This is a genomic window from Halobaculum sp. MBLA0147, assembly GCF_041361345.1.
GTDB lineage: Archaea > Halobacteriota > Halobacteria > Halobacteriales > Haloferacaceae > JAHENP01.
On sequence record NZ_JBGKAD010000001.1, the window covers coordinates 704,302 to 723,714 of the forward strand.

At 69.3% G+C, this 19,413-nt stretch carries 20 protein-coding genes and 1 tRNA gene; 7 read left to right on the forward strand and 14 right to left on the reverse strand.

All coding sequences use genetic code 11. The features are described from left to right. Nucleotides 1-11: 11 nt before the first annotated feature. Nucleotides 12-1,220: an MBL fold metallo-hydrolase gene (locus RYH80_RS03360; RefSeq protein WP_370902451.1), complete on the forward strand. Its 1,209-nt coding sequence runs from the start codon at nucleotides 12-14 to the stop codon at nucleotides 1,218-1,220. Between the two features lie 61 nt (nucleotides 1,221-1,281). Here the strand turns inward: RYH80_RS03360 and RYH80_RS03365 are convergent, their stop codons facing one another. After that, nucleotides 1,282-1,632: a 2Fe-2S iron-sulfur cluster-binding protein gene (locus tag RYH80_RS03365; RefSeq protein ID WP_370902452.1), complete on the reverse strand. Its 351-nt coding sequence runs from the start codon at nucleotides 1,630-1,632 to the stop codon at nucleotides 1,282-1,284. Between the two features lie 213 nt (nucleotides 1,633-1,845). Between RYH80_RS03365 and RYH80_RS03370 the strand changes: the two genes are divergently transcribed. Next, a complete protein-coding gene (locus RYH80_RS03370) occupies nucleotides 1,846-2,166 on the forward strand; it encodes an ASCH domain-containing protein (RefSeq protein ID WP_370902453.1) in 321 nt (106 codons plus the stop codon). A gap of 69 nt (nucleotides 2,167-2,235) precedes the next feature. Here the strand turns inward: RYH80_RS03370 and RYH80_RS03375 are convergent, their stop codons facing one another. The 3 genes from RYH80_RS03375 to RYH80_RS03385 are packed head-to-tail and all read right to left on the reverse strand — an operon-like array spanning nucleotide 2,236 to nucleotide 5,275. After that, a complete protein-coding gene (locus RYH80_RS03375) occupies nucleotides 2,236-3,063 on the reverse strand; it encodes an enoyl-CoA hydratase/isomerase family protein (protein ID WP_370902454.1) in 828 nt (275 codons plus the stop codon). Nucleotides 3,064-3,108: 45 nt separating this feature from the next. Further along, a complete protein-coding gene (locus RYH80_RS03380) occupies nucleotides 3,109-3,669 on the reverse strand; it encodes a hypothetical protein (RefSeq protein WP_370902455.1) in 561 nt (186 codons plus the stop codon). Between the two features lie 43 nt (nucleotides 3,670-3,712). Continuing rightward, a complete protein-coding gene (locus tag RYH80_RS03385; RefSeq protein ID WP_370902456.1) occupies nucleotides 3,713-5,275 on the reverse strand; it encodes a long-chain-fatty-acid--CoA ligase in 1,563 nt (520 codons plus the stop codon). A 237-nt stretch (nucleotides 5,276-5,512) separates the two neighbouring features. Between RYH80_RS03385 and RYH80_RS03390 the strand changes: the two genes are divergently transcribed. Both RYH80_RS03390 and RYH80_RS03395 read left to right on the forward strand, forming a co-directional pair. Beyond that, nucleotides 5,513-5,953, forward strand: a complete 441-nt coding sequence (locus RYH80_RS03390) for a halocyanin domain-containing protein (protein WP_370902457.1) — start codon at nucleotides 5,513-5,515, stop codon at nucleotides 5,951-5,953. 98 nt (nucleotides 5,954-6,051) lie between these two features. Then, on the forward strand, nucleotides 6,052-6,453 hold the full coding sequence (locus RYH80_RS03395; RefSeq protein WP_370902458.1) for a DUF7522 family protein: 402 nt from the start codon (nucleotides 6,052-6,054) through the stop codon (nucleotides 6,451-6,453). A gap of 102 nt (nucleotides 6,454-6,555) precedes the next feature. Here RYH80_RS03395 and RYH80_RS03400 read toward each other — a convergent pair whose 3' ends face one another. The 5 genes from RYH80_RS03400 to RYH80_RS03420 form a co-directional block, all read right to left on the reverse strand. Beyond that, complete coding sequence (locus tag RYH80_RS03400; protein ID WP_370902459.1) at nucleotides 6,556-7,257, reverse strand: MBL fold metallo-hydrolase; 702 nt, start codon at nucleotides 7,255-7,257, stop codon at nucleotides 6,556-6,558. 154 nt (nucleotides 7,258-7,411) lie between these two features. Then, on the reverse strand, nucleotides 7,412-8,014 hold the full coding sequence (gene sod, locus RYH80_RS03405) for a superoxide dismutase [Mn] (protein ID WP_370902460.1): 603 nt from the start codon (nucleotides 8,012-8,014) through the stop codon (nucleotides 7,412-7,414). 209 nt (nucleotides 8,015-8,223) lie between these two features. Further along, complete coding sequence (locus RYH80_RS03410) at nucleotides 8,224-8,820, reverse strand: DJ-1/PfpI family protein (protein ID WP_370902461.1); 597 nt, start codon at nucleotides 8,818-8,820, stop codon at nucleotides 8,224-8,226. Between the two features lie 110 nt (nucleotides 8,821-8,930). Continuing rightward, nucleotides 8,931-10,514 (reverse strand): sensor histidine kinase, encoded by a 1,584-nt coding sequence (locus RYH80_RS03415; RefSeq protein WP_370902462.1) that lies wholly within the window; start codon nucleotides 10,512-10,514, stop codon nucleotides 8,931-8,933. A gap of 170 nt (nucleotides 10,515-10,684) precedes the next feature. Continuing rightward, entirely contained in the window at nucleotides 10,685-12,112 is a 1,428-nt protein-coding gene (locus tag RYH80_RS03420; RefSeq protein WP_370902463.1) for a cryptochrome/photolyase family protein, read from the reverse strand. 127 nt (nucleotides 12,113-12,239) lie between these two features. On the opposite strand from RYH80_RS03420, the gene kynU reads away from it, so the two are divergent. Beyond that, entirely contained in the window at nucleotides 12,240-13,613 is a 1,374-nt protein-coding gene (kynU, locus tag RYH80_RS03425; RefSeq protein ID WP_370902464.1) for a kynureninase, read from the forward strand. 108 nt (nucleotides 13,614-13,721) lie between these two features. Here kynU and RYH80_RS03430 read toward each other — a convergent pair whose 3' ends face one another. Further along, a complete protein-coding gene (locus RYH80_RS03430; protein WP_370902465.1) occupies nucleotides 13,722-14,675 on the reverse strand; it encodes a cytochrome c biogenesis protein CcdA in 954 nt (317 codons plus the stop codon). Nucleotides 14,676-14,678: 3 nt separating this feature from the next. After that, nucleotides 14,679-15,326: a TlpA family protein disulfide reductase gene (locus RYH80_RS03435; protein WP_370902466.1), complete on the reverse strand. Its 648-nt coding sequence runs from the start codon at nucleotides 15,324-15,326 to the stop codon at nucleotides 14,679-14,681. A 102-nt stretch (nucleotides 15,327-15,428) separates the two neighbouring features. On the opposite strand from RYH80_RS03435, the gene RYH80_RS03440 reads away from it, so the two are divergent. Beyond that, nucleotides 15,429-16,736, forward strand: a complete 1,308-nt coding sequence (locus tag RYH80_RS03440; RefSeq protein ID WP_370902467.1) for a DUF3179 domain-containing protein — start codon at nucleotides 15,429-15,431, stop codon at nucleotides 16,734-16,736. 118 nt (nucleotides 16,737-16,854) lie between these two features. Here RYH80_RS03440 and RYH80_RS03445 read toward each other — a convergent pair whose 3' ends face one another. Further along, entirely contained in the window at nucleotides 16,855-17,421 is a 567-nt protein-coding gene (locus tag RYH80_RS03445; RefSeq protein ID WP_370902468.1) for an NUDIX hydrolase, read from the reverse strand. A gap of 295 nt (nucleotides 17,422-17,716) precedes the next feature. On the opposite strand from RYH80_RS03445, the gene RYH80_RS03450 reads away from it, so the two are divergent. Further along, a tRNA-Met gene (locus tag RYH80_RS03450) sits at nucleotides 17,717-17,856 on the forward strand. A gap of 64 nt (nucleotides 17,857-17,920) precedes the next feature. Here the strand turns inward: RYH80_RS03450 and RYH80_RS03455 are convergent. Both RYH80_RS03455 and RYH80_RS03460 read right to left on the reverse strand, forming a co-directional pair. Next, nucleotides 17,921-18,634, reverse strand: a complete 714-nt coding sequence (locus RYH80_RS03455; protein WP_370902469.1) for a hypothetical protein — start codon at nucleotides 18,632-18,634, stop codon at nucleotides 17,921-17,923. Nucleotides 18,635-18,765: 131 nt separating this feature from the next. After that, nucleotides 18,766-19,341 carry a hypothetical protein gene (locus RYH80_RS03460; protein WP_370902470.1) on the reverse strand — a complete coding sequence of 192 codons (576 nt, stop codon included), beginning with the start codon at nucleotides 19,339-19,341 and terminating at the stop codon, nucleotides 18,766-18,768. Between the last annotated feature and the right edge of the window lie 72 nt (nucleotides 19,342-19,413).

A 19,413-nucleotide genomic window follows, 5' to 3' on the forward strand; every position in this document is an offset into this window, starting at 1 on the left:
CGAGTTCGGACATGGAGACGACACGCACACCCACCGCGCTCGCCGAGCAGTTGCGTGCCGGCGAGCCGGTGTCGATCCTCGACGTTCGCGACCGCGACGAGTTCGAGCGGTGGCACGTGACGGGCGGGGCGGTCACCGCCAGACAGGTGCCACACGTGAGGTTCGTCGCGGCCGAGGCGACCGGCGACCCGACCGAGTCGGTCCCCGAGGCGCTCTCGGAGCCGATCGTCGTGGTCTGTGGCCGCGGCGAGGCGAGCGACCAGGTGGCGGCGATGCTCCGCGAGCGAGGGCTGGCGGCGGTCAACCTCGCGGAGGGGATGGACGGGTTCGCGCGGGTGCTGCTGGCGGCGGATCTCCCACCCACCGACGACGTGGCGACGGGGACACGCCCCGAACACGTGCGGGCGGAGACACCGGAGCCAGACCGCGTGACGATCCGACAGTACCAGCGCCCGGCGTCGGGGTGTCTCTCGTACCTCGTCGCGGTCGGGGACGAGGCGCTCGTGATCGACCCGCTGCGGGCGTTCACCGACCGGTACGCCGACGACGCCGCGGCTCTCGGCGCGACGCTGCGGTACGCCGTCGACACACACGTCCACGCGGACCACGTGAGCGGGGTCCACGCGCTCGCCGGCCGCACGGGTGCGCGGCCAGTCCTGCCGGCGGGTGCCCGCGAGCGCGGCTTCGCGTCGCCGGACGGCACGGACTTCCGGTTCCTCGAAGACGGCGACACGCTCTCGCTCGACGGGACCGACCTGACGACGATCCACGCGCCGGGCCACACGCACGAACACGTCGCACTCCACGGGTTGGGCCACCTGTTCTCCGGGGACGCGCTGTTTCTCACTAGCGTCGGACGGCCGGACCTGGAGGCGGGCGGCGGCGAGGCCGCACGCGAACTCGCCGGCGCAGCCTACGAGACGCTCCACGAGCGGTTGCTGACGCTGCCGGCGACGACGGTGTTGGCACCCGGTCACGTGGCGGAGCTGTCGGAGGGGACCGACGGGCGATACACCGCGCCGCTGGCGACCGTCGGCGAGTTGCCGATCCTCGGGTTGGAGCGTGCGGCGTTCGTCGACCGGGTGGCGACGGAGCTCCCGCCGCGGCCGTCGAACTACGAGGAGATCGTCGCGACGAACCTCGGCGAGACGGAGTTGGACGCCGCGGCGGCCTTCGAGGCGGAACTGGGGCCGAACAACTGTGCGGTGGCGGGTGACTGAGCGGAGCAGAACGCCACGTGGAGTCGTTCGTGTCCGGGAGAAACCGTACCCATCGCCGGACTCAATCGTCCGCCGTCGCAGCGGCGTCGCCGTCTGCTGCCGACTCCTCGGTCGCGTCGTCCTCGATACTCGGCGGGTACTTCCCGCGGTCGAGCTTCAGGTCGGAGGCGGGGCGTGCCATACAGGTGAGCGCGTACTCCTCGGCCTCCTCCTCGGTGAGCGCGCGAGCGACGGCGACCTGTTGGTTCACCTCACCCTCGAGGATCTTCGCCGAGCAGGCGAGACACATCCCGACCCGGCAGGAGTACTCCTGAGCGATCCCCGCGTCGATACAGGCCGCGAGGATCGTCTCCGTGTCGGAGACCGTGATCTCCTCGCCGGTCCCGACGAACTCCACCGTGTACTCGGTCATAGTCGGCCCGACGCCCGGTCGGCGGGAAAACCTTGCCATAGGCGACGGCGGTGCGTCCCCCCGACGATCGGACCCAGCCACCCCGACGACAGGACCCGGCCACCCCGACGACCGGACCGACCCGTCGCCGACTCGCCCGCACGCAGGTGCGGACGGTTCCGTCGCCGTCACTGCGCCGACACCGTTTCGTCGGTGGCGACCGACGGGTGAGACATGGCAGAGATCGACGCCGGCGAGGTACTGCCGAACGACCGCGTCCAGCAGATGGTCGCGGACGGCGAGGTGACACAGATGCACCGCGGCCACGCCTACGCGGAGGCGGGCGACACCTTCGAGATCGACGGCACCACCTACGAGGTGACGAGTGTCGACCACCGCACGCTCGGGGACCTCACCGACGAGGACGCCCGCGCCGAGGGGTCGGAGGATCTCGACGCCTACAAACGCCGCATGGAGATGGTCCACGGCGGGAACTTCGAGTGGGACGACGACAGCGACGTGGTTCGACACGTCTTCGAACCCGTCGACGACTGAGACGCCGACTCCGTTCTACACCACCGTCCCTGCCGAGTCCCTCCGAGTGAACGCAGAGTGGGCCCCCGCCTACTCCCCCTCGAACTCGGGGTCGCGCCGTTCCATGAACGCGGAGACACCCTCCGCGTGGTCGTCGGACTCGAAGACGGCCGCCTGCGCGCCGGCCTCGCGGGCGATCGCCTGCCGGAGCGACGCGTCCGCGGCGTCGAGCAGTCGCTTGGAGGTCCGCAACGCGACGGACGGGCCGCTGGCGATCTCCTCGATCAGTGCCTCCGCCTCCGTCTCGAAGGCGTCGGCGTCGTAGACGTGGTTGCCGATCCCCACCTCGACGGCGCGCTCGGCGTCGAGCAACTCGCCGGTGTAGACGAGTTCCTTGGCGACGTTCGTGCCGACGAGTCGCGGCAGGAGGAACGAGGTCCCGGAGTCGACGGCCAACCCGACCCGCCGGAACCCGAAGCCGATCTCGGCGTCCTCGTGGAACACCTGGAGATCACAGGCGATGGCGAGGTTCGCACCCGCGCCGAACGCGGCGCCGTCTACCTTCGCCACCGTCGGGAACTCCGACTCGTACACGCGCTGGACACAGCGGCCAGTGTTGCGGATCACGTGTCGCACGGAGTCGTCGAGCGACTGCTCCTCGGCGACGCGCTCGATCATCGCCTCCACGTCCCCACCCGCGGAGAACGCCTCGCCAGCACCCTCGACGACGAGACAGCGGGTGTCGGTGCCTTCGAGGTGGTCCACGGCGGCGATTATCCCGTTCGCCACCTCGACGGAGAGTGCGTTCCGCTTGTCCGGGTCGTCGAGCGTGAGTCGTGCGATCCCGTCGTCGCGTTCGAGGTGGACGAGCTCCGTGCCGGTGTGGTCCATGTTGTCCGTGTTGTCCGTGTCGGTCATCGTACCCGACCGTCGCGTGGCAGCGACTTTGCCCTGTCGGAGTCGTCACCGCTCTTCGACGCCGGTGTGGTCGTCGTAGGAGGAACGGTGTGATCGTCCGACCCACTCCTCGAAGGTGTCGCCGAGGATCGTCCCGAAGACGAGCCCGGCGACGAATCCCTCGGGTCCGTACGCGGAGCCGACACCGGCGCCCGCGATAGCGCCACCGAGGATGCCACCACCGGTCCGCCAGTCCTCGTCGGTCTCACGACCCCCGTCCGTGACGGCTGTCTCGCCCATATTCCCGATTCGATCCGTCACCGTGTCAAGTTTGCGGGCCTGCAAGACGGTCTGTGCGACCTGCACACCGAGGAGTGCCAACAACGCCTCCGTCGGCGAGAGTGTGGCCACAGTCAGCTTCCACACGGCCCCCGCAGTGTCGACGAGCGGCGCAAACGCCTCGTAGAGGAGGGTCACCGCACCACCGAGGAGCAGCTGCATCAGTCGACTCCGTCTGTCGACCCAGTCGGTACAGAACTGCCACCCTGCACCCGCCGCCGTCCGTGCCGCGTCGGTCACCTCGTCGACTCTCGTCTCTCTCCGGTCTCGATCCGTGTCGTCGGTCACGAGTGACGGGTGTGGTCCCGTCACCCGACTTGGATCTCGGGGCCTACCCCGACTGCTCGACCAACTCGAACTTCTGGACCTTCCCGGTCGTCGTCCGCGGGAGTTCCTCGACGAACGCCACCTCGCGTGGGTGTTTGTACTCGGCGAGGTTCGCGAGACAGTAGTCGCGGATCTCGTCTTCGGTCACGTCCGCGTCCGGTGTCCGGACGACGTACGCCTTCACCGTCTCGCCGCGGCGCTCGTCGGGGATCCCGACGACTGCGGCGTCTGCGACCGCCTCGTGTTCGAACAGTAGCTCCTCGACCTCGCGCGGGTAGACGTTGTACCCGCCCGTGACGATGACGTGTTTCTCGCGGTCGACGACGTAGAAGAACCCGTCTTCGTCGTGGTACCCCACGTCGCCCGTGTGGAACCACCGGTGTCCGTCTTGTTCGGTGAACGACGCCTCGTTGGCCTCGGGCCGGTCGTGGTAGCCGAGACAGACGTTCGGCCCGCTGACGACGATCTCGCCGGTCACCTCGTCGAGGTCCGTCTCGTCTTCGTCGACCGGCCCCTCCGACACCGGGTCGACGGAGGCGAAGTCGTCGTCGACGACCCGCGCCTCGATCCCCGGGAGCACCGTCCCGATGGAGCCGACACGACGGCCGTCGTCGGGCGTGTTGAAGTGCGTGACCGGACTCGTCTCCGTCAGGCCGTACCCCTCGTAGATCTCGGCGTCGTACAGGTCCTCGAACTGTCGCAACACCTCCTCGGGGATGCCCGAGCCGCCGACGCCACACAGTCGCAGCCCGGAGAGATCGGCCTCACCCGCGTCGGTGGTCACGACGTCGTTGTACATCGCCGGCACACCGTGGAACATCGTCACGTCGCGTGCCTGGACCACCTCCAGCGCCTGTTCGACGTCCCACGACGGGAGTGGGGAGTAGGTGGCCCCGGAGAACAGCACGGAGTTCATCGTCACGGTCATCCCGTAGATGTGGAACAGCGGGAGCACGCCGAGCATCTCGTCGGCCTCGTGGACGCCGTCCCCGGGTGCGAGTGTCGCCGCGACCTCCGCGTTCGACCGGAGGTTCTCGTGGCTCAACAACACACCCTTCGGCTGCCCGGTCGTCCCGGAGGTGTACGGCTGACACGCCACGTCGTCCGGCTCGCGCGGCACCGTCTCGAACTCTGGGTCGCCGAGGAACGACTGGAACGGGTCGCCCGTCTCGACCTCGCCGCCGACGGTGACGACCGTCTCCACCTCGGTGTCGTCGCGTACCTCCTCGACGAACGGGGCGAGATCCGCCAGCGCGACGACGACACGCGCACCGGAGTCGTTCAGCAGGTGTTCGATCTCGCGCGCCTTGTACTGGGGGTTCATCGGGACGACGACGCCACCCGCCCGCAGCGTGCCGTGGAACCCGACGACGAACTGCGGGAGGTTCGGGAGGTACAGTGCCACCCGGTCACCCGGTTCCACGCCCACGTTCGACAGTCCGGACGCGAACGCGCCGATCTGTCCCCACAGCTCTCGATACGAGAACGCCTCGCCGTCGAACGCGACCGCCGTCTCGTCGGGACTGCTCTCGACCGTCGCTCCCACTTCCGTCACCAAGTTCGTCATACACCGTGGGAGTCGTGGACACACGACAAAAGTGTTGGCTCGTCGGAAGGGTCGGGGGCCGCGAACCACCCGACGGCGTGTCTCCCGTCGGGTCGTCCCCGCCGCCGGTGGACCGCGCTCTCCGGGGCGTCACCCTCGTCGACGTGCCTCGCCCGCCGAGTGGTCACCACCGCCGGCGACTCCCGCTCGCCGGGAGATGTCGCGGGAGTCAAATCCGTCGGGCACCTCCCTCCGACGATGACCGACCCCGAGCACACGAGCACGCGTCGGCGACTCCTCGCGGGTGCTGCCGGCGGGCTCGTCCTCTCGCTGGCGGGCTGTCTGGAGTCGACGGACGACGGCCCGTACGGCGGCTACCTGTCGAACGCCAACGCCTTCGACGGCGTCACCGACCGGACCGGAGAGTCCGAGGTTCGCGTGACCGTCGGCGCCGGCCAGGGGCTCGCGTTCGACCCCGCCGCGGTCCGCATCTCGACGGGGACGACCGTCGTCTGGGAGTGGACGGGCCGCGGCGGTCGCCACAACGTCGCCGCCGAGGACGACAGCTTCGCCAGTTCCTACTACGTCTCCGAGGGAGAGACCTACGAACGGACGTTCTCGGAGCCGGGCGTCGTGAAGTACCAGTGTGTGCCACACAGTGCCTCCGGGATGATCGGCGTCGTCGAAGTCGTCGAGTGACCCGGGCCAGCACCCGACACACGCGGTGGTGCGGCGTCGAGCCCGACGGGAGCCGTCGGTCACAGCCTTCTTGTCGCGTGCCACCGTGACACACGACTATGGCCGATCCGAGGGACGAGTTGGTGACGACGCTGCGAGACGCCGGTGGCGGGACGCTGCGGGACGTGTGGCTGTTCGACGAGACGGGTCACGAGTCGCTGTACCTCCGGGAGGACGTGGCCCAGCGCGTGGCGGAGTTGGACGTGGAGCGGTACATCGACAACGAGCGCTACGGCTACGTCACCCGCGAGACGTGGGAGTCGCTCCACTACACCGACTACGAGTTCACGATCCGCGGCTTCGACGAGTTCCTGCTGTACCGGACGTTCCTCGGCGCCGACGAGGCGCGCGTCGGACTGATGGCGAGCTTCGACACGGACGCCGACGTGGACTTCCCGACGGTCACCCGGACGCTCGCCGAGACCGCCGACGGCACCGGGATCGGCGTCGTCGCGGAGTGAGTCACTCCTCGTGGAGTGTCGTCGCGACGCGTCACATCCGTGGCACCCCTCGCGGAGTGTCGTCGCGACCCGTGTCACTCCTCGTGACTCGTCACACCCGTGTCACTCCTCGCGGAGCCCGGCCGCGACCTCCGCGATCCGGTCGTCGTCGGCCGTCACGGTGCCGCCGTGGAAACAGGTCACAGACTCGACGGTGAGTTCTGCCAGTCGCGCGACGGACTCCGTCGCCGTCTCCTCGTCGGGCGTGTACGCCGGCGGTGGCCCGGCGAGGTGTCCCTCGTCGTCGACGCGGAGCGCGTCCGCCGCGAGCAGGTGTTTCGCGTCCGGCAGGTACAGCGAGACGTGCCCCGGCGTGTGGCCGTGCGTCTCGACGACCCGCATCGGACCGGCGTCGGTCCGGAAGGTGACGTTCTCGACGATCTCCACGTCCACGGCGGCGGGCGGGTAGCGGTCGTCGCCGGTCTTGACCGGCTCGGCGCGGCCGTCCACGTACGGGGCGTCGGCGACGTGCGCGTACACGGTCGGCTCCGCGCCCGCAGCCGCCGCGACGCGCTCGCGGACGGTCGCGAGACACCCCGCGTGGTCGCCGTCCTGGTGTGTGACGACGACGCCGCGCACGTCGCCGAAGTCGAACCCGTCGCCGGCGTCCGCGAGCGCCGCAGCCAAGTCGTCTGCACCGCCAGGGAGCCCCACGTTGAGCAGGAGCAGGCCCGTCGGCGTCTCGACCGCGAGCGGGTGGATCGTCAGCGTCTGGTCGCCTTGCTGGCCGGTGATCGACAGCTCGTGGACCGTGTCTGGGAGCATCGTCTCTCGGGTCGGGTGCCGCCGGTGTCAACCTACCGCCTCTGGGGGCTCGACGCGAGACCACGTCGGCGGCGACGAGCCAGAGCGGTGGACACGGCGGTGGCTGCTCGGTGTCTCGGCGCGAAAGAAGGTGAACGCGAACGACGTGGTCGGCTTACTCGAACAGTTCGACGGCCTGCTCGAAGCGTGCGCTCGGCTCCTCCCAGTCGACCACTTCGAAGAAGTTCTCCACGAAGTCGCCGCGGGCCGGGCCGTAGTCGTAGTAGTAGGAGTGTTCCCACACGTCCAGTGCGAGAATCGGGTGGCCGCCCCAGATCGCGCCCTGGTCGTGTTTGTCCACCACGACGTTCCGGAGCTGGTTCGAGAAGCTGTCGTACACCAACAGCGCCCAGCCGGACGCGTCCGCGGCAGCCGCCTCGAACTCGCCCTTCCAGGCCTCGTACGAGCCGAAGTCCTCCTCGATCCGGTCTGCCAGGTCGCCCGTCGGCTCGTCGCCACCCTCCGGCGACATGTTCTGCCAGAACAGGTCGTGGAGGATGTGGCCCGACGAGTTGTGGGTCACGTCACGGATCGCACCCGCCGAGGAGCCGAAGTCGTGTTCTTCGCGGTTCTCCGCGAGCGTCTCCTCGGCACTGTTCCAGCCGTTGACGTACCCCTGGTGGTGGGTGTCGTGGTGCCAGGTGAGCACCTGCTCCGAGATGTGCGGTTCCAGTGCGTCGTACTCGTACGGGAGTGGGTCGAGTTCGTAATCGGTCACAGTTGATCTCCTCCAGTCGTGTAGTGGGTCGCGTTGGGGTTAAACTTTGATTAGAGAGACGCTACCACGCCACACGCGACGGCACACCGACGCGACCGAACGCGAGGCTCGACACGCGACACCTGTCGGCGATCGGACACAGTCGGCGCTGCCGGTCGGGAACGGGTGACACCACTCCAGTGACAACGTTCGGGAGGCGGCGTACCGCGTCAGTCCCGGCGCTCGTACTCCATCGTGGTCGTCACGTCCTCGGCGACGGCCGCGCCGAACTCGCGTTCGACGAGGTGGACGGCGAGGTCGATCCCGCTCGTGACGCCGCCGGCGGTCACCACGTCGCCGTCGTCGACGACCCGCTCCTCGCGCACCTCCGCACCCGTCTCGCGGAGGTCGTCCAGCGCGCTGGCGTGGGTCACCGCCGGTCGGCCGTCGAGGAGGCCGGCGGCAGCGAGGAGCATCCCGCCGGTACAGACGGAGGCGACCGTCGCGCCCGCCGCGTGGTGTTCGTGGACCGCCGTCGGGAGGGCGCCGGACTCGTACTCCGCCCGACAGCCCGTCTCGGCGCGGTCGTTCCACCCGCCGCCCGGGACGACCACCAGGTCGGGGGCGTCCGCGGCGTCGGGGTCGGAGAGGACGCCGTCCGGCTCCACGCGGAGCCCGTGGCTCGCGGTGACGGTGTCCGTCGGCGACAGTGTGACCAACCGCGCCGAACAGTCGGCGCCGCCCGCGCCCGCATTCTGGAACACCTCGAACGGGCCGACAGCGTCCAGTTCGTCGAACCCCTCGTACAGCGTGATGGCGACGTGCACGTCCCGGTGACGGGTGCGGACCGCGAAGACGCTTCGGGTCGCGGCGGCCGCACCCGCTCCAGTTTCGAGCTTCGGCTTCCCCACCCGCTCCCGGTTCGATTTCGGCGGGTTCACCCGCTCCGGTGGTCGGTCTCGAAGCGGAAGACGGCGCCGCCGTCGGCGGCGTCGGCGGCGGTGACGGTCCACCCGTGTGCCTCCGCGATCCGCTCGACGGAGGCCAGTCCGATGCCGAACCCGTCGGAGTCGCTCCCGGTCCCACCGGGTTCGAACAGGTCCGTGGGATCGGTGTCGCCGAACCCCGGGCCGTCGTCGCGCACGAGGAACCCGGTCGCGTCCGGTGTCCCGGCGACGGTGACACGCACGTCCGGACCGGCGTGCTCGACCGCGTTGCGAAAGAGGTTCTCGAACAGGGTCCGCAGTCGCTCCGGATCTGCCTCCAGCGAGTAGTCCTCGGGGGGCACCCGCAACGTCGCCGCGTCCGTTGCGACCGTCGCCCAGGCAGTCTCCGCGACCCTCGCCAGGGAGACGGTCTCCAACTCCTCGACGACGCGACCGTGGCGCGCCAGCGTGAGGTACCGGTCGACCACCTCCGCCATCCGGTCGGTCGCGTCGGCGGCGGCCGCCAGCGGGTCGTGATCGACCACGTCGGCACTCTCGCGGGCGATGTCGACGTTCGCCGCGACCACGTTGAGTGGGTTCCGGAGGTCGTGGGCGGCGGCGTCGGCGAACCGTTCGAGTCTGTCGTTCTTCTCGGTGAGCTCCCCCTCGCGTTCCCGGAGTCGTCGCTCGCGATCCGCGCGGTCGAGCGCGACCGTCGTGTTGGCCGCGAGTAGTTCCGCCAGCCGGCGGTCTCGGTCGGTGATCTCGCCGCCGGTCTCGCGTCCGACGGAGAACACGCCGTACGTACCCAGCGGGAGGTAGATCACGCTCCCGGAGCCAGACCGCTCCACGTCGTCCGGAATCTCGCTCACGTCCGCGAAGGCACGACTCTCCCCTTCGTCGAACACTCTCCAGTGGATCGCCTCGCCGCGGGAGTACGCCGGGCGGCGCCCCACGTGGTCGTCCGTCTCCGGCGACATCTCCACCGGCCGGAGTACCTCCGCGTCGGGGTCGTACAGGCGGACGCCGCTGATCGGGAACCCCAGCACGTCGTCGGCTGCCGCGGTCGCGGCGCGTGCCACCGCCGGTGGGTCGTCCGCTCGCATCAGCGTCCGCGTCGCCTCGTGGAGCCGGCCGAGCAGTGTCGCGGTGTCGGTCTCGCGTGCAGACGTGGTGGTCGTGTCGTGCGTGTCGTCCGTCCCGTCCGCCGCTCCGGTGTCGGCCGCCTCGACACGCTCGCTCGTGGCGTCGCGAGCGGCCGCAGTGAGGAGTACTCGACCGGATCCGGCGAGTGCGTCGAGGTCGTCGACGAGTACCGTCGCGTCCCCGTCCCACCCGCCGAGATCGTCGACGATCACGCAGTCGACCGCCTCGGGTGCGGGGAGGTCGGTGGCCGACTCGGCTACGTCGCGCTCCGTCGCACTGCCGCCGTCGCTCGCCGGAGTCGTGTCTTCGTCGCCCACGTTCCACCGCGTCGCGAGGGACGCGGGTCCGACTCGTGTGACCCCGTCCGGGTCGAGGAGTCGGGCCCACAGGTCGTCGAGCGGCGCGGACTCGTCGCTCGTCGTCACGTGCACGACCCGTGTGTCGCTCACGGCGGTCGTAGGGCGTTCCAACGGTTTGTACTTGTGGGCCAATTCTGGACGACTGCGTGGTCACACGGGTCGCGTCGAGCCGACTCGTCTCGGACCGACCCTACCGTAGAGCCGTCCGAGAGGGACCTGTGACGGAAGAACCGTCCGAGAACGGCGCCTGTCGACCTACGTCAGTCGTCGGCTGCCTCCTCCTCGTACTCGCCGCGAGCCCGCTCGAACATCTCCAGCGCGCGCTCGCGCATCTCGGAGTGGTCGACGATCGGGTCGGGGTACTTCGGCGCGAGTTGCCGCCGCCGGCCGACGGAGAGGTCGTGCCAGGAGTGGACGTTGTCCGCCGAGAGACTGCGGAGTTCGGGGACGTACTCTTGAATGTACTCCGCGTCGGGGTCGTAGCGTTCCCCCTGCGTCGTCGGGTTGAAGATCCGGAAGTACGGCTGGGCGTCCGTCCCGGTGGAGGCGGCCCACTGCCACCCGCCGTTGTCGTTGGCCGTGTCGTGGTCCGCCAGCTTCTCGCGGAACCAGTCGTACCCCTCCCGCCAGTCGATCAGCAGGTCCTTCGTCAGGAACGAGGCGACGATCATCCGCACCCGGTTGTGCATGTACGCCTCCTCGCGCAACTGCCGCATCCCGGCGTCGACGATGGGGTAGCCCGTCTCGCCGTCCTTCCACGCCTGGAGGTGTTCCTCCGCCTCCGGCCCGGTCCGCCAGGCGATCTCGTTCTCGTACTCCTTGTAGTTCTCCGCGACGACGTGCGGGTGGGCCCACAACACCTGCGTGTAGAACTCCCGCCAGGCGAGTTGTGACTGGAACTCCTCGACGGAGTCGGCGGCCTCGCCCGACACCTGCGCCGCCGCCTCGGCGGTCCGCTCGTACACCTCGCGGATACCGATGGTTCCCCACTTGAGGTCCGTCGAGAGCCGCGAGGTGTTCTCGTCTGCGGGGTAGTCGCGCCGCTCCTCGTAGTCGTACACCGCCTCGTCGAGGAACGCGTCGAGTCGCTGTCGCGCGTACTCCGTGCCCGCGGGCTGGACGGTCGCCTCCGGCTCCTCGAAGCCCAACTCCTCGACACTCGGGAGTGTGTCGTCGGACACGTCCGCCAACTCCTCGGCGTCGGGCGCCGGCAGCGGGGTGGCCTTCTCGCGGTCGCGCCACTTCTTCCAGAAGTAGGTGAACACGGCGTACGGGTCGCCGTCGTTGGTCGTGATCGACCCCGGTTCGTGGTGGACGGCGTCTTTGTGGTCGTAGCGGTCGACCCCCGCGTCGGCCAGCGCGCGGCGGACGGCGGCGTCGCGTTCGCGTGCCAGTCCGGAGTAGTCCTCGTTCCAGTGGACGGCGTCGGCGTCGAACCGCTCGGCCAGCGCCGGGAGCTGCTCGCGCGGGTCCCCGCGGACGGTGACGAGATCCGACCCGTGGTCGCGGTACCACTCGCGGAGGTCGGCGAGCGCGTCGAGCATGAACCGGACTCGTGGCGGGCCGGCGTGCTCGAGCACGGCGTCGTCGAAGACGAACACCGGGACGACCGGTCCGTCGGCAGTCGCCTCGTGGAGCCCGCGGTTGTCGGCGGCACGCAGGTCCCGCCGGTGCCAGAAGATGGACATACACGTGCCACGGGCGGCCCGACCCTGAAACTGTCGCCACCACTCGACGGCGACGGTGTGGTGGCCAGCGGGAGAGACACCCCGCCGACGACGAGGGCTTAACTCGGTCGGGGTGTTCCGACGAGGTGTGACAGCCGACGAGTCAGCACCGGCGTCGGGCGTCGACTCGGCGTCGGCGTACGCCCGCGACCCGGACGCCGACCCCTTCGACCGCGGCGTCGCCGAGGCGCTGGACGACGACGACCCGCTCGCGGCGTACAGAGACCAGTTCTCGATCCCGGACGACGAACTGTACTTCGACGGGAACTCACTGGGACTCCAGTCGACGGCCGCCGTGGAGAGTCTCGACCGCGTCACCGAGGAGTGGCGCGAGTTGGCGATCCGCGGGTGGGAGGACGGCGATCCGGACTGGTTCCACTTCGCGGAACACCTCGCCGACCGGGTCGCCCCGCTGGTCGGTGCCGCGCCGTCGGAGGTGACCGTCGCCAACTCCACGACGACGAACGTCCACACACTGATCGGGACGTTCCTCGACACGCTGCCCGGCACCCCCGGCGGGCCGGAGCCGAGCGCCGAGGCACCCGCCGTCCTGGTCGACGACTTGGACTTCCCGACGGACCACTACGCGATCCGCGCGCAGTTCCGCCAGCGCGGGATCGACCCCGACGAGAAGCTCCGGACGGTCGCGTCGCGTGACGGCCGGACGATCCACCCGGCGGACGTAGAGGCCGCACTCGACGCACACGACGACGTGGGGATCGTCTTCCTCCCGTCGGTGTTGTACCGGTCCGGACAGTTGTTCGATCTGGAGCGGATCACGGCGGCCGCCCACGAGCACGACGCGCTCGCCGGGTTCGACCTCGCACACTCCGTCGGCGTCGTCCCCCACGACCTCGCGGCCCACGACGTGGACTTCGCGGTGTGGTGTTCGTACAAGTACCTCAACGCCGGCCCGGGAGCGGTCGCGGGACTGTACGTCGCCGACCGACACCACGGCACGACGCCGGCGCTCGCCGGCTGGTGGGGCAACGACAAGGAGACGCAGTTCGAGATGCGCCAGACGTTCGACCCCGCCGACGGGGCCGGCGCGTGGCAGATCGGCACGATCCCGATGTTGTCTGCCGCGCCCGTCGAGGGGGCCGCCGAGACGATCGGCGAGGCCGGGATCGACCGCGTCCGGGCGAAGTCCGTCGCACTCACAGACTACCTGATCGCGTTGGTCGACGCGCTCCCGGCGGAGTTCACCGTCGGGACACCACGCGACCCCACCGAGCGCGGGGGCCACGTCGCGATCGAACACCCGGAGGGGTACCGGCTGAGCGAGGCGCTGCGGGATCGCGGGGTCGTCGTCGACTTCCGCCCGCCGAACGTGGTCCGGGTGTGTCCCTCCCCGCTGTACACCCGGTTCGTCGACGTGCTGGCGGTCGCCGAGGAGCTCCGCGACCTCGCCGCCAGCGGGGCCTACGAGACGTACGACCCCCGCGACGGCGGGGTGACGTGAGCAGACCCTCGCAGAATACCGTCACACGACGACGCGAGGAGTCGACGCGCCGCAGCGAGCACGACCGTACCGCGACGCGGCGAGTCGACGCACCCAGAGGGTCCCGAGTCAGGCGAGTCCGAGCACGCGGAGACCGTCGAACCGGAAGAGGAAGAAGTACAACTGGACGACGCCGGCAGCCGCGAGCAACACCCCCATCCCACGCTCGACCAGTGCCGTGTGCCGGCGCATCCGGCCGATCACCGCGTCGCGGCCGAGCGCGGTGGCGACCGTGACGGCGACCATCAGGAGACTCATTCCGCCGGCGTACGCCGCGAAGACAGTGACGGCGGTGGTCGGGCCAGACGCGACCGCCTGGAGACCGATCCCGACGAACACCGGGGCCGTACACCCCGCCGCCGCGGCGGCGTACAACACGCCGAACGCGAGGAACCCGCCGGCAGACCGCCGGCGCTCCGGTAACTGGACCGTCGGCGTCGGGAGGTCGTAGCCGAGTGCCGTCGCCGTCCCGACGACGACCAAGACGACGCCGACGACGAGCTCGAGCACACTGACACTCCCGAGCACGCGTGAGCCCAGCGCCGCCGTGATCCCCCCGAGCACGCCGTAGACGACGAAGAACCCGACGCTGACGACGAGCCCGACCGTCGCCGCTCGGACGAGCCGCCGTGCGCGACTCCGAGCGAGCACCGGCGCGAGCCCACTCGCGACTCTCGCCGCGACCCGACCCGTTCCGAGGCCCGCCGTCGCGGGTGCGGAGTGGGTCGCGGTGGCGTCGCTCGCGGTCCCCGCCCTGGGACCACCCGCAGTGGCGTCGTCCACCGTCGCCGTCTCGACTCCCCCGCCAGCACCGCCGTCGGTCGCGTGAGCAGATCCGTCGCTACCGCCACCGTCGTCACTCTCGTCGGTAGTATCCCGTTCGTCGCTCTTCCCACCGCCACCCACGGTCTCCCCGAGGTAGTAGGAGACGTAGCCGGGCAACAGCGGGTACGCGCAGGGAGCGAAGAACGTCCCGAGACCCGCGGAGAACGCGAACGCGACCAGCGAGAGGTCGGCCGACACGGCTCACCCTCCGTCGCCGGTCGCCAGCGCGCGTTCGACACCCGCGACGAGTCTGTCTGTGCCAGCGAGGCCGGTGTGGCGCAGTGTCGTCTCGCCGTCGGCCGACTGCACGACGATCGTCGGAATGCCCGTCACGTCGTACCGCTTCGAGGCCGTCAGCTCCGGGTCCACGGCGACCGGCCAGGTGCCCTCGTACTCGCGCCAGAAGTCGGCGACTGCCGCTTCGTCCGTCTCCGTCGTCACCGACACCATCGCCAACTCCGAGGGGGCGAACTGCTCGCGGACCGCCCGGAGGTGCTCCATCTCGGGCTTGCACGGCGCACACCACGTGGCGAAGAAGTCGACGAGCACCGCCTTGTCCGGTGGGTCCAGCGCGACCGTCCCTGCCGGCGAGTTCGGCGCCTCGACCGTCGGCAACACCACGCCGTGGTCGCCGACCGTCACCGTCGGCTCGCCGGCGTCGTCGCTCCCGTCTGCAGTCTCGGTGTCGCCCGTCTCGGCGTCACCGCCGCCAGATGCAGCGTCACCGCCGTCGGACGCCGCGTCGCCGGCACCGCCCACACAGCCAGCCAGCGCCGTCGCGAGCGTGGCGCCGGTCGCAGCCAGTGCTGTCCGCCGCCCGACGTGGCGCCGCTCTCTCTGGCGAGTCACACCGTCTACTCCGACCCCCCGTCGCTTGAAGGGTGTGGGCTCGTGTGCGCGCGACTCCCAGCCCCGCGACAGCTATGTGACCACGGCTCACACTGTTCGACGATGGACCGCCGTAACTTCCTCGCCGGATCACTCGCGGGTGGGCTCGCCGCACTCGCCGGCTGTGCCGGGGCGGGCGACGACGCCGGGAGGGGCACGAGCACGGACGCCGCGACGGGTGCCGAGTCGACGAGTGGCGACGGGACGGGGACGACCGCGGCGGGGGCCACGGAGGCGGCCGTGTCGGGGCCGGTGACACGTGTCGCCGGCGTCGACCTCCCGGTGCCACAGAACCTCCTCTCACGCGGAGCCGGGAAGGACGCCATCCCGGCGATCACCGAGCCGGTCTTCGCCGACGACTGGTCTGGTCTCTCCGTCGAGGTGACGAGTCGCTTCAGCGGCGAGGTGACGACGAAGGAGCCCCGACTCCGCGCAGACGACCGCGTGATCGGAGTCGAACGCGACGGGGAGGCGCGGGCGTACCCGTTGCGGGTGTTGAACTGGCACGAGATCGTCAACGACGACTTCGGCGGGCCGCTGCTCGTCACCTTCTGTCCACTGTGCGGGAGCGGGGTCACCGCAGTCCGGCGTGTGGGGGGCGAGACGGCGACGTTCGGCGTCTCCGGGCTGTTGTGGAACTCGGATCTGGTGATGTACGACGGCGTCTCCGGGAGTCTGTGGAGTCAGATCGCCGGGACGGCGATCCGCGGCTCGCGGACCGGTCACACGCTGGAGTTGGTCCCCTCGACGATCACGACTCTCGGCGAGTGGCGCGAGAGCCACCCGGACACTGGAGTGTTGCTCCCGCCGCCGGAGTCGAACACCGTCCGCGGGCGGGACGCCGTCCGCGACTACACGAGCAACCCGTACGCGACGTACGACAGCGCCGACCGGATCGGGATCGGGCGCAACTCCTTCGACGACGACCGCCTCCACCCGAAGACGCGCGTGCTCGGGATCTCGGCCGGTGAGACGAGTCGCGCCTACCCGCTGGAGGCGGTGGTGAACAGCGGCGGGGTCGTCTCCGACACCGTCGGCGACACCCCGGTCGTCGTCGCCGTCGGCAGCGCAGAGGCGACGCTACACGCCTACGAGCGCACGGTCGACGGGGAGACGCTCTCCGTCTCCGCTGGCGAGCCGGGGCGGTTCACTGCCGGTGGGTCGACGTGGCGCGTCACCGACGGCCGCGCTGTCGACGGCCCCTACGAGGGGACGACGCTCGCCCCGGCGACGGACACGGGGCAGCTGTTCTGGTTCGCGTGGGCGGAGTTCAACCCACAGACGGAGGTGTTCGGCCAAGCGTCGACCGGCGACGGGAGTGGTAGCGGTGACGGCAGTAGCGACACCGCGACGCCGACGGACGGCTACTGAGCCGCCCGGTGGTCGCGACACGGCTGGCACACGCGCATCTCTCCCACGACACACGTCTCTCTGCTCCCGGGGCACACGCTCCGTTCTCCCAGGGCACACGCTTCTCCGCTCCCGCGCGTCACTGCAGTCCGCGCGCCTCGCGCCAGGCGACGAGGTCGCCGCGGTCGCGAGTGTCGTCGGGGAGGTCGTGGAACCAGTCGGCGGCGACGATCTCCCCGTCGGGATCGTCGACCGTCGGGGTCTCTCCGTCGGCGCGGGCGGCGAACAGCGGGAGGACGCCCCAGGTCTCGTGACCCCGGCAGTCAAGCCGGACGCGGTTCGCGACCGCCAGTCCCTCGTAGGTGGCGTCGACGCCCGCCTCCTCGGCGAGTTCGCGTCGCGCGGTCGCGAGCAGCGAGTCGTCGCCCTCGTCGACACCGCCACCGGGAACTACCCACTGGTCGACACCCGCGTGTCTGACGAGCAGCAGTGCGCCGTCCTCGCGGTAGACGACGGTGTGGGCGCCGAACGGTGTCCCGGACTCGCTGACGCGACGCGCCAGTGTGCGGAACCGCCGCCGCGAGACGGAGCGGTGGCGGTCCCACGAGAGGTAGTCGTCGTAACGACTGTCGAGCCGGTAGAACACCCGTTCTGCGGCCCGTCGGGCCTCGTCGGCCAGGAACCACAGGCGGTCGACCCCGGTCACGACGGGTCACCCCGGCGCTCGGGCCACGACGACTCGGCCATCCCGTCGGGCTAGTACTGGCGCCGGAAAGAACGTTCTGCCACCGGCGCGAGCGGCCGGCGTCGGTCGTCGGGGGCAAAGTCGAGCGTGTGCGACTCGTGGACTCGTGTGCTCGACCCCCGCTGCGAGGCGGGACGCGCGGGCCGCGAGGTGCACGAGACCGCCAGCGGGCGGGGTGCCGGCGGGGTCGTGAGGGAGTCGCAGAGTCGCGTCGTATCGGAAGGGTAAAGAGTGTCACCACCCGACTCGTGACTGCGCCGGGGTGGCTTAGCTGGACATAGCGCCGCACTCATAGGGTATCGAGCTTCGGTGCGGCTCACCCTCCGCTCCCAGAGGCCTGCCGAGCCTCGTACCTGGGACATGCGGAGATCGCGGGTTCGAAGCCCGCCCCCGGCATAGTTCTTCGGTCGATCCGCCGTCCAGACACTCGTAGGTGCGCACTTCGATGACGTGATGCTCGTCACTCGATATCCTGTCGGAGGATATCCTGTCTGTCGACATCCTGTCGGTCGATATCCTGTCGGTCAAGGATCGAGCGAATCTTGTAGTGGTGCCACCCGAGGAGTCCACGGAGTCCCGCTACGAAGAGGACGAAGAGTACGAACCCCCATTGAGCCACCGCGTCGATCCACCCCGGAAGTACCGTCGAAACCTGGGTCAACAGTCGTCGGACGACGGGTAACAGCGTGATCGAACTCGCGAATCCACCGATTGCGAGGAGAGTCAGAGAGAGCCTGAGCCGTCTGCGGTGCGCCTTTGAGGCGTGCTTTCGACGCCTTACCGACTGGACCGCATCCCCGACCGGGGCGAGTTCGTCTTTGATCGCCAACAGCTGATCAATGAGCTTTTCTCCTTCGTCACCACGGTACTCCTGAAGCGTCGTTATCACATCGGACTTGACGTCTTGATTGTCGCCCCGTGTCTCGTCATCTGACTGCTGGTCCTGCACAGTCTGCGATTCGGGATCGGTTCCGTCTTGTCCATCCGTTTGCACACCGCTCCCCGACGGTTGCGCCTCAACGGAAGTCATCGCGTTACCCGAGCCGTTGGCCGTGCCGTCAGATTGCTGCTGGCCGACTTCTCCGTTCTCGCTGGTGAAGTCGGTGTACGTGTTGACATCGTCGACGACATCTGCGAGAGTCAACGGCATCTCTCCCTCTGCCTTCTCTTCCAACCTTATTTGTCCAATATGTATATCTTTAGGAACATCACGACCTTTCGACATCGTGTAACGAAAGATTACCGCTCCCGCAGCGACCGATAACTGAACGACCAACGGGGCGACACCCGAGGGGTCCTCCATCGTCAGCGGATCAGATTCCCTTCGAACATACTGCTGTCTTTGCTCTCGCAGTAGAGGATGAGGTCGCCGACGGGAGACAACACGTAGTCGTCTTTCACCCGTTCGATCTCGATCCGTTCGACCCACTGGAGGCGAGCGTATCGGGACTCGATCCGCTGGAGACCAGCCTCGGTGAGGCGGTACTCGTAGTCGTCGAACTTCGAGTGGTCGATCCTCTGCCTCTCGATGTCCCCCTGTGACTCGAGTCTCTCTAGTGCTTCCCCGACGGACTCGTCGTACGGACCACGCTCACTCGGTCGGAAGCTGAACGGTGACCGTCGACCAGAGACGGTCTGCAGCTGCTTCGAGACGGCGAACAGTCCCAACCGAACGGTGAACTCTCCGGGTATCGGAACCGGGTTCGGCTCGCCCGACGGGTCCGGTGCGTACAACAGCGCGAGAATCCACTCGTCCGCGCTCGGGAGCGTCGGTCCGTCGATCTCGTTCTCGCCGCGTCGAAGGAGTCGGGAGAGTCTCCCTGCCCGATCCAACGCGACCTGCACACCCGGCAGGGTCGAGAGGTTCTGTAGTACATTCACACTAGGCATAATTGTGTATCGGGAAGCTTTGTCTATCTCGTTCTTTGATCTACACTATACTTAAAGGTTCCC

What these genes read in the sequence shown, in the direction of transcription:
- RYH80_RS03360 (WP_370902451.1), top strand. Translation starts at nt 12, where the DNA reads ATGGAGACGACACGCACACCCACCGCGCTCGCCGAGCAGTTGCGTGCC.
- RYH80_RS03365 (WP_370902452.1), bottom strand. Translation starts at nt 1,632, where the DNA reads ATGACCGAGTACACGGTGGAGTTCGTCGGGACCGGCGAGGAGATCACG.
- RYH80_RS03370 (WP_370902453.1), top strand. Translation starts at nt 1,846, where the DNA reads ATGGCAGAGATCGACGCCGGCGAGGTACTGCCGAACGACCGCGTCCAG.
- RYH80_RS03375 (WP_370902454.1), bottom strand. Translation starts at nt 3,063, where the DNA reads ATGACCGACACGGACAACACGGACAACATGGACCACACCGGCACGGAG.
- RYH80_RS03385 (WP_370902456.1), bottom strand. Translation starts at nt 5,275, where the DNA reads ATGACGAACTTGGTGACGGAAGTGGGAGCGACGGTCGAGAGCAGTCCC.
- RYH80_RS03390 (WP_370902457.1), top strand. Translation starts at nt 5,513, where the DNA reads ATGACCGACCCCGAGCACACGAGCACGCGTCGGCGACTCCTCGCGGGT.
- RYH80_RS03395 (WP_370902458.1), top strand. Translation starts at nt 6,052, where the DNA reads ATGGCCGATCCGAGGGACGAGTTGGTGACGACGCTGCGAGACGCCGGT.
- RYH80_RS03400 (WP_370902459.1), bottom strand. Translation starts at nt 7,257, where the DNA reads ATGCTCCCAGACACGGTCCACGAGCTGTCGATCACCGGCCAGCAAGGC.
- RYH80_RS03420 (WP_370902463.1), bottom strand. Translation starts at nt 12,112, where the DNA reads ATGTCCATCTTCTGGCACCGGCGGGACCTGCGTGCCGCCGACAACCGC.
- RYH80_RS03440 (WP_370902467.1), top strand. Translation starts at nt 15,429, where the DNA reads ATGGACCGCCGTAACTTCCTCGCCGGATCACTCGCGGGTGGGCTCGCC.